This is a genomic window from Anaerolineae bacterium (genome assembly GCA_016931895.1).
Classification (GTDB): Bacteria; Chloroflexota; Anaerolineae; order 4572-78; family J111; genus JAFGNV01.
Map to the genome: position 1 here is coordinate 1 of JAFGDY010000104.1, position 10,152 is coordinate 10,152.

General features: G+C 52.3%; 12 protein-coding genes and 1 pseudogene. 11 read left to right on the forward strand and 2 right to left on the reverse strand.

The features are described from left to right. Positions 1-146 (reverse strand): annotated as a pseudogene (locus JW953_08210) (YjbQ family protein). 14 nt (positions 147-160) lie between these two features. Here JW953_08210 and JW953_08215 point away from each other — a divergent pair. From JW953_08215 to JW953_08265, 11 genes are all read left to right on the forward strand, one after another. Next, positions 161-646 carry a hypothetical protein gene (locus tag JW953_08215; protein ID MBN1992677.1) on the forward strand — a complete coding sequence of 162 codons (486 nt, stop codon included), beginning with the start codon at positions 161-163 and terminating at the stop codon, positions 644-646. Between the two features lie 71 nt (positions 647-717). Further along, entirely contained in the window at positions 718-990 is a 273-nt protein-coding gene (locus tag JW953_08220) for a DUF4258 domain-containing protein (protein MBN1992678.1), read from the forward strand. 3 nt (positions 991-993) lie between these two features. Continuing rightward, on the forward strand, positions 994-1,209 hold the full coding sequence (locus JW953_08225; GenBank protein MBN1992679.1) for a DUF2283 domain-containing protein: 216 nt from the start codon (positions 994-996) through the stop codon (positions 1,207-1,209). Positions 1,210-1,333: 124 nt separating this feature from the next. After that, a complete protein-coding gene (locus JW953_08230) occupies positions 1,334-1,684 on the forward strand; it encodes an antitoxin (protein ID MBN1992680.1) in 351 nt (116 codons plus the stop codon). A gap of 78 nt (positions 1,685-1,762) precedes the next feature. Beyond that, the gene (locus JW953_08235; protein ID MBN1992681.1) at positions 1,763-4,231 is read left to right on the forward strand and encodes a tetratricopeptide repeat protein; all 2,469 of its coding nucleotides are present in this window, start codon (positions 1,763-1,765) and stop codon (positions 4,229-4,231) included. Positions 4,232-4,433: 202 nt separating this feature from the next. Further along, positions 4,434-4,682, forward strand: a complete 249-nt coding sequence (locus JW953_08240; GenBank protein ID MBN1992682.1) for a hypothetical protein — start codon at positions 4,434-4,436, stop codon at positions 4,680-4,682. After that, positions 4,651-5,091, forward strand: a complete 441-nt coding sequence (gene aroQ / locus JW953_08245) for a type II 3-dehydroquinate dehydratase (protein ID MBN1992683.1) — start codon at positions 4,651-4,653, stop codon at positions 5,089-5,091. Before JW953_08240 ends, aroQ begins: the two co-directional genes overlap by 32 nt. 87 nt (positions 5,092-5,178) lie before the next feature. Continuing rightward, positions 5,179-5,868 (forward strand): phosphoribosylanthranilate isomerase, encoded by a 690-nt coding sequence (locus tag JW953_08250; protein MBN1992684.1) that lies wholly within the window; start codon positions 5,179-5,181, stop codon positions 5,866-5,868. A gap of 27 nt (positions 5,869-5,895) precedes the next feature. After that, positions 5,896-7,104 (forward strand): tryptophan synthase subunit beta, encoded by a 1,209-nt coding sequence (trpB, locus tag JW953_08255; GenBank protein MBN1992685.1) that lies wholly within the window; start codon positions 5,896-5,898, stop codon positions 7,102-7,104. 164 nt (positions 7,105-7,268) lie between these two features. Then, positions 7,269-8,267 (forward strand): tryptophan--tRNA ligase, encoded by a 999-nt coding sequence (gene trpS, locus JW953_08260; protein ID MBN1992686.1) that lies wholly within the window; start codon positions 7,269-7,271, stop codon positions 8,265-8,267. Beyond that, the gene (locus tag JW953_08265) at positions 8,264-9,040 is read left to right on the forward strand and encodes a tryptophan synthase subunit alpha (GenBank protein MBN1992687.1); all 777 of its coding nucleotides are present in this window, start codon (positions 8,264-8,266) and stop codon (positions 9,038-9,040) included. Before trpS ends, JW953_08265 begins: the two co-directional genes overlap by 4 nt. A gap of 17 nt (positions 9,041-9,057) precedes the next feature. On the opposite strand, the gene JW953_08270 is transcribed toward JW953_08265, so the two are convergent. Next, complete coding sequence (locus JW953_08270; protein MBN1992688.1) at positions 9,058-10,047, reverse strand: ATP-binding cassette domain-containing protein; 990 nt, start codon at positions 10,045-10,047, stop codon at positions 9,058-9,060. Positions 10,048-10,152 lie beyond the last annotated feature (105 nt).

A 10,152-nucleotide genomic window follows, 5' to 3' on the forward strand; every position in this document is an offset into this window, starting at 1 on the left:
CCCGAAGCATGGTTGCGAAATTCACAAAGATATACCCCTTGCCATGTACCCAGATTAAAATGACCATTGGTGATGGGGATGGTTACTGAACTGCCCAACAGCGAGGCTTTGATGTGAGCAGGCATATCATCCGATCCTTCGGAGTGAAGAAGTACTGGTCTTGGCCCATAATCTGTCACATCCTCCCAGTCTGGTTTTTGCGCAAGGTGTTGCCGGCTATTTTCATTTATTCCGCGAAGCAGGCGTCGAGCAGATGCGGCGAGGTCTCGCCGCTTACGAGTTGTTAGGGACTGAGGATAGTTGGTCGATGATGCTTGCCCAAAAGGTTGAAGGCGGAAGGCTTGTTCCTTCGGCAGGCTCAAGACAGGCTCTGAGCGAAGTCGAAGAGATGAGGGATGAAAGGGTCGTGCCGGAGACAGATTTGCTGAATGCTAAAACCTGCTTTCAGCGCGCTGTAGAGGTGGCCCGTCGCCAGCAGGCAAAATTGTGGGAGCTGCGGGCAGTGATGAGCCTGTGTCGATTATTGAAGCGTCAAGACAGGCAAGAGAAAGCCCGAACTCTGCTAACAGAAATCTACGGCTGGTTCACCGAAGGATTGGATACACCTGGTCTGCAAGAGGCTAAGGCGTTATTGGAGGAATTGTAGGTTATCTCTGGGCTTGACATCCCCCTCGCCATAAATTAGAATTACTCTACCCTGGATAAAGGAATCCGAAAATGACCTGCCCACCTCTAGATAATTACATCTTGACCGATCATGCGTTGACTGAAATAAAACAACGTGGTCTATCAGGGGGAGATGTAGAGCAGGTGCTAAAAGTTCCGGGTCAAAGTGAATTTGTACGCCCAGGACGGTGTGTATACCAGAATAAAGTTACGACTGACCAGGCCAAAGTTTACTTGCTGCGGGTATTTGTTGATGTGGACCGTGACCCACCTGAGGTTGTGACTGCTTACCGTACCAGCAAAGTTGAAAAATGTTGGAGATAAACGATGCGTGTAATTTACGATACCCATACCGATACGCTGACAATTATTCTGCGTGATGAGCCAATTGCAGACAGTGATGAACAGACAGCAGGTGTTATTTTTGATTATGATGCGGTTGGAAATGTGGTAGCAATGGAGCTTTTGGATGCCTCGCAGCGGATTGCCCAACCCAATCAAATGATATACGAATTGGTTGGCGGTCAGTTAGCCCCTGCATAGGATAGTAGTTCTTGGCATTGTGCCAAGTCGTTAGGTGAAGCTACTGGATTGATATGCCATGCAAGCCTGGTTACATGTCTAGACTTCACCAGAAGACCAATATGCCTATTTAGATTCCGTTGCTTTGAATTTACACAACTTCTATGCAGAACTGGAAAAACTATTTGACTTGATTGCCAGACATGTGGATCAAAACCTGCCCAATAGTGAAAACTGGCATCGCGATTTGCTCCAGCAGGTGGCTGAAGACCTACCCAGTTTGCGACCTGCTGTTATCAGCCAGGAAAGCGCAAACATTGTTGATGAATTCCGGCGCTTCAGATATTTGGTTCGAAATGTGTACACGACCGAACTGGTTCCCGAGAAAATGGCGGGACTAATGGAGTTTCTGCCTGAATTATGGCCGGGACTGAGCGCCGAATTATTGGCGTTTGCCGACTATCTGGATGCGTTAAACGTATCATTGCCGGATTAAGAGCCGAACTATGGCTAAATGGCATGGAAATTAAGACGCTGATTTTGTATCAGTGTCTTATTATTTGGGAGGCTACCTTTGGCTAAACGAAAGCGAAAAAAGCAGCGGATATCCCCATTCCGCGGGGGATGGTTATGGCAAAACCAACCGACAGCCAAGTTGGAAACGGCCTTTGCCCAAGCTGATACCTTAATCAATACCGGCCGTGCTCAAGAGGCGATTGCCTTGTTGGAACCATATCTCTCTTCCCATTCCAAGGTCGCCGAACTGCATTATTATATCGGTTATGCTCGCGTAAAGGCCGGTGATGTTTGGGGTGGATTAGATGGATACGAGCGGGCCTTTGATTTGAGTGATGATCCTGGTTATTGGTTGCCTCTCTCATCACTTTACCTTCAAGTGGAAATGAATGCCCATGCCCTGCACGCTTTCCGTCAGGTGCTCAAACATCAGCTCGACACTCCTGAAAAGGAGAACCTTCCCCACATCATTGCCTCGCTGGAGCAGGATATTGCGGCAGTAGCCCGGCAGTTGGATATCTCGGTAGAGCAGGTAGAGCAAGGGCTGCGCTATTTGGAGGATGGGCAGCAATACTTGAATAGTGGTGACTATCAAGGATGTATCGCAGCTAATCAAAAATCTATCAAAAAGCTAAAAAACTGGCCTCCTCCTCATAACAATTTATCGCTGGCATTGTTTTTTGACGGTCAGCCCCAGGAAGCCCTGGCCGTTACTCAACGGGTCCTGGCAAGTCATCCCGATAATCTACAAGCCTTGAGCAATGTTATTCGTTTTTTGGCCTGGACCGGCCAGGAAGATGAAACGCAAGACCTATGGGAGCGATTGCGTCTTGTTGAACCGCAAGGGGATACCGAAATTTTGAAAAAAGCTGAGGCTGCCGCCATTATGGCGCAAGATGAAACGGTGTACACGTTGTTGAAGCCCCTGGAAAAATCCGGTACGCGATTGGGTGAGATGCCGGAGACTTCCGAACGCATTCAATTTTTTCTGGCCATTGCCGAGGCTAACACACAGCGCGATTCGTCAGCCAAGCGACGGATGAAAAAACTCAAAAAAAATTCACCGTGGATCAAAGAAATGTTGTCTGCTTTACAGGCCGGTTGGCCTGGTCCGGGATTTGCCCGGCGTTTTCCCTATTTCCATAGTCTCGAAATAATGCCTAAAGCCGGGTTGGAAGAATTTATCGCCTTGAGCCAACGCGAAGAAAAAATGTCGCCCTCAAAATTCCGCAGCCAAATGGACGATTTTGCGACCCGTTTTCCGCAAATTGTCTTGATGGCCGAAAAATTCATCTGGGAAGAGGATCAACCGGATGGCGGTATCAGTATGCTGGCCACCATTGGTACCCCTGCCGCCTATGCCGCCTTGCGCCGGTATGGCTTGAGTCAGGCCGGGGATGATGATAGCCGTATGCGCGCCCTATTCACGTTAATGGAAGCCGGTCAGGTTGGTACCGGGGAAACTCTGCGGGTGTGGAACAAAGGCGAATGGCAAGAAGTGCAATTGCGACAAATTGAGATTTCAGACGAACCGGATAAGGTTTATGCGCCCAAGGTGGCTGAGTTGCTGAATCGAGCCTTGCAATTACTCCAAAAAAATAAGGAAACACAGGCCGAAAAACTCTTTCAACAGGTACTGGAGCTGGAACCTCGGGCCAAAGAAGCCTACAATAACCTGGCCGTTATCTATGGCCGGCGAGAAGAGCACGAGCGGGCCAAACAAATGTATCGTGCAGCGATTGATATTGACCCCACCTATGTTTTTCCTCGGGTCAATTTGACGCTTTATTTATTGGATGAAGATGATGTTGAAGGCGCGGAGGCAATGTTAGCCCCATTGGCCGATGCGACCCGTTTTCAACCGCAGGAAATGGCGGTTTATAACTATGGTCAAGCGCGAATATCGGTGCAAAAGGAAGAGTATGATCTGGCCCGCACAAGTCTTGAAATGGCTCTGGAAACCTGGCCTGATTATGAAGCGGCGCAGTCGCTGTTGGAGCATGTGGAGTGGACCTCGAGGCTTAAAGTCAATTTCGGATCTTTTCTGGAGCAGTGGCATGAACGTGAACGGGTTCAACGAAAAAAAATTCAGGGCAAACTTACTACACCTGACCCAACATTAGCCAAGGCTCTGCCGCTTTACAGCAAAGATGTGCTTACCGGAATGGGGCGAGTGGTTATTCGTGGCGGCGGGTGGTCGGCCTTGCGCAAGGCAGAATTGGTGGAACAAATTATTGAAGAACTGGTCAATGAGGATAATCTGAGCCGGGTTGTGGCCGGATTAACAGACGATGAACGCAAGGCGCTGCGTCAGGTTTTGGAGAGCGGGAGTACAATGGCCTGGTCTCAGTTTGACGACCAGTTTGGCAATGATCTGGAGGAATCACCACATTGGCAATATCACGAACCGGAAACAGTGATGGGGCGCCTCCGTTTGCGCGGTTTATTGGTTGAAGCCACGGTCGAGAACGAGGTCCTCATCATTGTGCCGCTTGATCTACGACCGGGCCTGTTAAAGATTTTATAGGATTATCAATGAGTTTAATCGAGCGTCCTTTGTGACACAAAGCCTCAACCGAGGTAGTATGCCCGGTTATTATGTGAAGCTACTGGATTGATATGCCGGTAGCCCAGTCCAACATGGTTCCAGAATTGGAATATGCCGGGAACTGTGTTAAGATTAGGCCCAAATGTTTTTTGTCAAGCTGTTGCGCCAAAAGTATCCTTGAATGACTTACATCCAAGAAAAGCAAGTAGCTATTGAAGCCGTAACCAGGGCGGCCAGGTTATGCCAAATGGTTCGGGCAGAGATGGTGGTTGATGCGCTGGAAAAAGATGACCGCAGTCCGGTAACCGTCGCTGATTTTGGCTCGCAGGCTTTGATTTGTTATTGTTTGCAAGCCGCGTTTCCCCAAGAGTTGAACCTTTGGTGTAAAGAGGTAAAGGATGACCAAAATTCTTTTGCTCCACGGCCCTAATTTGAATTTATTGGGCGCCCGCGAGCCGGAGGTATATGGTTCCACTACGCTGGCCGACATCAACCGGGCGGTGACAACCGCGGGGGCTGAACGAGAGGTAGAAGTGCGCCCGTTTCAGGCCAACAGTGAGGGCGCATTAATTGATGCTTTGCACGAAGCCCGTGATTGGGCGGATGGCGTGGTCTTTAACCCCGGGGCGTATACCCATACCTCGGTGGCCTTGCGGGACGCCATTGCCGGAACAGGGTTGGCGGTGGTGGAAGTTCACTTGAGTAATGTTCATGCCCGCGAAGAGCTCAGGCATAAAAGTTTGCTGGCCCCGGTTTGCGTGGGGCAGATCAGCGGGTTTGGTTGGCGCAGTTATTTATTGGGTTTGGAAGCGCTACTGGGTTATTTGAGTGATAGGTGAATAACATAGAAATGGGTTGTCTCCCTGGCGGACAAACAATTAGTCTCTCTGCCAACACTCAAGGGGAAGACCATCAAAAAATAACGGATGACCAAAGTAAAAATCTGCGGCCTTACCAATTTAGAGGATGCCCTGGTGGCTGTGCAAGCCGGGGCGGATTTGTTGGGCTTTATTTTTTACGAACCCAGCCCGCGTTACGTTGCACCGGAAGTGGTCAAGGATATTGTGTCGGGGGTCAGGAGATACGTATCAAGTAACTCACGCCATAATTTGCCCAAATTTGTAGGGGTATTTGTTAATGCTTCGCTTGAAATTGTGACCCACCTCCTTGAGTTTTGCCAGCTTGATTTGACCCAACTGCACGGCGATGAGACGCCTGAATTTGTCAATCACTTTCAGGGGCGTGCTTTTAAGGCGTTCCGTCCTCAAACTCTGGCGGAAGCAGAAAGTCTCATCCAGAAATATCTCCTCGCCTCACTGCTTGCTCCGTCGAACTCAAAGCATTCGCCTGCTCTACTTCCTTGCTGCCTGCTCGACGCCTACCATTCCACCCTCTACGGCGGCACCGGCCACGTCACCGACTGGACCATGGCCGCCAACATTGCCCAACGTTATCCAATGATGCTGGCCGGCAGTCTTACGCCAACAAATGTAGCCGAGGCGATTCGGATAGTCAGGCCGTGGGGGGTTGACGTGAGCAGTGGGGTGGAAGCGGAAAAAGGCCGCAAGAATCACGAGAAAATGCGAGAGTTTGTTAAAATAGCAAAAAGTGTTTAATGTTCCAACCTTGCCAAAGGAGAATTTATGGCCAAAGGAAAATTTGGCCCCTACGGCGGGCAATTTGTGCCCGAAACTCTGATGCCTGCCCTGGCCGAACTGGAAGATGCCTATGAGGCCGCTAAAACCGACCTAAATTTTCAAACTGAGTTCAATCATCTGCTCAAAACCTATGTCGGGCGGCCTACGCCTCTCACTTATGCCGGCCGGTTGACGCGCCACCTGGGCGGGGCCAAAATTTATCTAAAACGAGAGGATTTGGCCCACACCGGCGCGCATAAGATCAATAACGCCCTGGGGCAGGCGTTGCTGGCCAAACGGATGGGCAAACGTCGCATTGTGGCCGAAACTGGTGCCGGTCAGCACGGCGTGGGCACGGCCACCGCCTGCGCTTTGTTGGGCCTGGAATGTATTGTCTACATGGGCCAGGTGGATATGGCCCGACAGCAGCCCAATGTTTTTCGGATGCGCCTGCTTGGCGCCGAAGTGCGCCCGGTGAGCAGCGGCAGTCGCACTTTGAAAGATTCCATCAACGAGGCCATTCGGGATTGGGTGACCAATGTCAGAACTACCCATTATTTGCTTGGCTCGGTATTGGGGCCGCATCCGTATCCTACCATTGTGCGCGATTTTCAAAGTGTGATTGGCCGCGAGGCCCGCGCCCAAGTTCTGGAAGCCGAAGGCCGGTTGCCTGATTTTTTGATTGCCTGCGTGGGTGGCGGTTCCAACGCGATGGGCCTTTTTCAGGCTTTTCTGGATGATCAGGCGGTGGACATGGTGGGGGTGGAGGCCGGCGGCAGTGGTATTCAAACCGGCAAACATGCGGCTCGTTTTGCGCCCCCGCCTGCCGATGGAGGGACAGGCGTGGAAGCGCGACTCGGCGTGCTGCACGGCACCAAGTCTTATGTGCTGCAAACGCCCGACGGCCAGATTGCCGAAACCCATTCCATCAGCGCCGGTCTGGATTATCCATCGGTTGGGCCGGAGCACGCCTGGTTGCGCGATTTGGAGCGAGCGGGGTATACTTACGCCCTTGACCACGAAGCCCTGGCTGCGGTGAAAATTCTCAGCCAACAAGAAGGCATCATTCCCGCCCTGGAGTCGGCCCATGCCGTGGCCGAGGTGGTCAAACGCGCGCCCAGGCTGCCCAAAGATAGCATTATCGTCGTCAACCTCTCCGGCCGCGGCGACAAGGATTTGGACACCATGATGCGGGAGTTGGGAAAGGAAAACTAAAACTGCCTGAGCCGGCCGGTTAAGGCTTTGCCGAATTTTTTGGAAAATCCTTAACGATTCAGCCAACCAGAGTTTGAGTCATTCACAATTGGCAATTCACCATTCACCATTAATAATTTACCATTCACCATTCACCATTCACCATTTTCTAGGGAGTTATCACCATGACCCAAGCCGACAAAAAGCGTGTTTTTTCCGGTATTCAACCCACCGGCAACTTGCACCTGGGCAACTACCTGGGCGCCATCAAAAATTGGGTGGCCCAGCAGGGAAAATACCACAATGTTTTTTGTATTGTTGACCTGCATGCCCTCACCGTTCCCCAGGACCCGGCCCAACTGTATCGCGCCATTCGCCAGGTGGCTTTGCTCTACCTGGCCTGCGGCCTTGACCTGGAACATTGCGCCATTTTTGTGCAGAGCCACGTCCCGGCCCACGCCGAGTTGACCTGGCTGCTCAACTGTGTCACCCCGATAGGCTGGCTGGAACGGATGACCCAATTTAAGGACAAAAGCGCCAAACAAGAAAGCGTTAGCACCGGCTTGTTTGATTACCCGGTGCTGATGGCCGCCGACATCATTTTGTATGATACGCACTACGTGCCCGTTGGCGAAGACCAGAAGCAGCACGTCGAATTGACCCGCGACATTGCCATCCGCTTTAACAACCTGTACGGCGAAACCTTTGTGGTGCCGGAGGTGCTCATTCCCAAGGCCGGCGCGCGGGTGATGGGCCTGGACGACCCCACCGCTAAAATGAGTAAAAGTATTGATAAGCAAGGCCATGCCCTGCGCCTGCTGGACCCGCCGGAGGTGCTGCGTAAATCCATTATGCGGGCCACCACCGACTCGCTGAACCGGATTGCCTTTGACCCGCAGCACCAGCCCGGAGTTTCTAATTTGCTCAATATTTACCAGGCTATCACGGGTAAAAGCGAAGAAGAAATCCTGGCCGAGTTTGAGGGAGGAGGCTACGGGACGCTCAAAAAACGGGTGGCCGAAACCGTTATTGGCGTTGTGGAACCCATCCAAAAGCGTTACCACGAAATGGCCCAAGACCCCGGTTACATTGAGCAGGTGCTCCAGGAAGGCGCCAACCGGGTACGACCCATCGCCGAACACCGGCTCCATATTGCCCAGAAAAATATGGGTTTAAGAAAATGAATGGTATCCGTCGTATTCAAAATGCCTTTACCAAAGGCCGCCCGGCCTTTATGCCTTATTCTGTTTTGGGATTTCCCACCCGCCAGGCCAGCCTGGAGGTGATCAAAACTTTAGCCAATACAGGGGCCGACCTGCTGGAACTGGGCGTTCCTTTTTCTGACCCCCTGGCCGATGGCCCGACCATCCAGGTGGCCACTCAAAAAGCGTTAAGTAACGGAACTACCCTAAAAGATTGTGTGGCCATGACGCGCGAGTTGCGCCAATTGGGAGTGGACACGCCTGCCCTGTTGATGGGCTACATCAATCCTATTCTGGCCTATGGCCTGGGACAATTTGTTGCGGATGCGGCCGCAGCCGGCGTGGACGGCCTGATTGTGCCCGATTTGCCGCCGGAGGAGGCCGAAGAACTGGAAGCGGCTTGCACCGAGTTTGGCCTGGCCCTGGTTTACCTGCTGGCTCCCACCAGCACCCCGGAACGCATCAAGTTGATTACCGACCATTCGCAGGGCTTTATTTACCTGGTCTCCCTGACCGGCGTCACCGGCGCTCGAACCGCATTGCCGCCCGACCTGGCCGATTTTGTCAGTCGGGTGCGGGAGCAAACAGATAAACCGTTGGCTGTTGGTTTTGGCATTGGCCATGGCGAACAAGCCAGGGCGGTGGGGAAAATTGCCGATGGCGTGATTGTGGGCAGCGCCCTGGTGAAACGTGCCGGCGAGTCTGTGGACAGGGTGCGGGAGTTGGCGGTGGAGTTGCATTCTGCGCTGGTATAGCTGTATTGACCCCTATCTCAATTTTCCAGGAGTCGTTCCTCATAAATCCGGCGGATAGTTGCCTCAATATCCGGCTCTCGCACCGAAAGGTCGCGGATACGATACCGGGCTGACAGGTTTCCGATCAGGGCCGATGCGGTTATGGCGCCTCGCTCAAACTGGTAGGTTACTCGCGGTCCATCTTGCTGTACAATCTCTGCCCCGGCAATGCCCACCTCTGGATAGGCTTCGGCAAAATCCACCACCAGTTCGCGTTTGCCGCCAAAGCGATCCTGTAACGTGGCCAGTTGGCCGTCAAACAGCAGTTTGCCCCGGTCAATGATCATCACCCGGTCGCACAACTTTTCTACATCCGCCAGGTCGTGTGTGGTCAAAATAATGGTCGTATGGCGCTGCCGGTTGATGTGTTGAATGAATTGGCGGATGCGTTCTTTGGCCACCACGTCCAGCCCAATTGTCGGTTCGTCCAGAAACAGCAGGGGGGGATTGTGCAGCAGCGCTGCGCAGATGTCGGCCCGCATGCGCTGGCCCAGGGAAAGGGCGCGAACCGGGGTATGGAGAAAGGAGTCGAGGTTGAGCAGGGTGCGGAATTCGTCCAGGTTTTGCCGAAAGCGGTCAGGCGGGATTTTGTAGATGTGTTGCAGTAAATCCAATGATTCGATGACCGGCAAATCCCACCACAAGGTTGTCCGCTGGCCAAAAACTGCCCCAATCTGCGCCACGTAACGTTGGCGGTCTTGCCAGGGGACGTACCCGTTCACCCGCAACTCTCCCCCAGACGGCACCAGCAGCCCGGCCAGCATTTTGATGGTGGTTGACTTGCCCGCGCCGTTGGGGCCAAGATAGCCCACCAATTCGCCGGGCTGAATGTCAAAATTAATGCCGTCTACGGCCCGCACAATTTCTGCCTCACGGATGGTCAAGTTGCGCAGCGCTCCCCAAAAACCGCGCCGGTGTTTGAACACTTTAAAATGTTTTTGCAGGTTGGTTACGCTAATGATGCTCATAGGCAAAAAAATGAGAAATTATACTGAGATTAGTTTGAAACCGTTACTTTCAGTAACAATGGTGGATATGTCATTCGACGCCGCTACGCTTACAGGAGAAATCTC

What these genes read in the sequence shown, in the direction of transcription:
- JW953_08220 (MBN1992678.1), top strand. Translation starts at nt 718, where the DNA reads ATGACCTGCCCACCTCTAGATAATTACATCTTGACCGATCATGCGTTG.
- JW953_08225 (MBN1992679.1), top strand. Translation starts at nt 994, where the DNA reads ATGCGTGTAATTTACGATACCCATACCGATACGCTGACAATTATTCTG.
- JW953_08240 (MBN1992682.1), top strand. Translation starts at nt 4,434, where the DNA reads ATGACTTACATCCAAGAAAAGCAAGTAGCTATTGAAGCCGTAACCAGG.
- aroQ (MBN1992683.1), top strand. Translation starts at nt 4,651, where the DNA reads ATGACCAAAATTCTTTTGCTCCACGGCCCTAATTTGAATTTATTGGGC.
- JW953_08250 (MBN1992684.1), top strand. Translation starts at nt 5,179, where the DNA reads ATGACCAAAGTAAAAATCTGCGGCCTTACCAATTTAGAGGATGCCCTG.
- trpB (MBN1992685.1), top strand. Translation starts at nt 5,896, where the DNA reads ATGGCCAAAGGAAAATTTGGCCCCTACGGCGGGCAATTTGTGCCCGAA.
- trpS (MBN1992686.1), top strand. Translation starts at nt 7,269, where the DNA reads ATGACCCAAGCCGACAAAAAGCGTGTTTTTTCCGGTATTCAACCCACC.
- JW953_08265 (MBN1992687.1), top strand. Translation starts at nt 8,264, where the DNA reads ATGAATGGTATCCGTCGTATTCAAAATGCCTTTACCAAAGGCCGCCCG.
- JW953_08270 (MBN1992688.1), bottom strand. Translation starts at nt 10,047, where the DNA reads ATGAGCATCATTAGCGTAACCAACCTGCAAAAACATTTTAAAGTGTTC.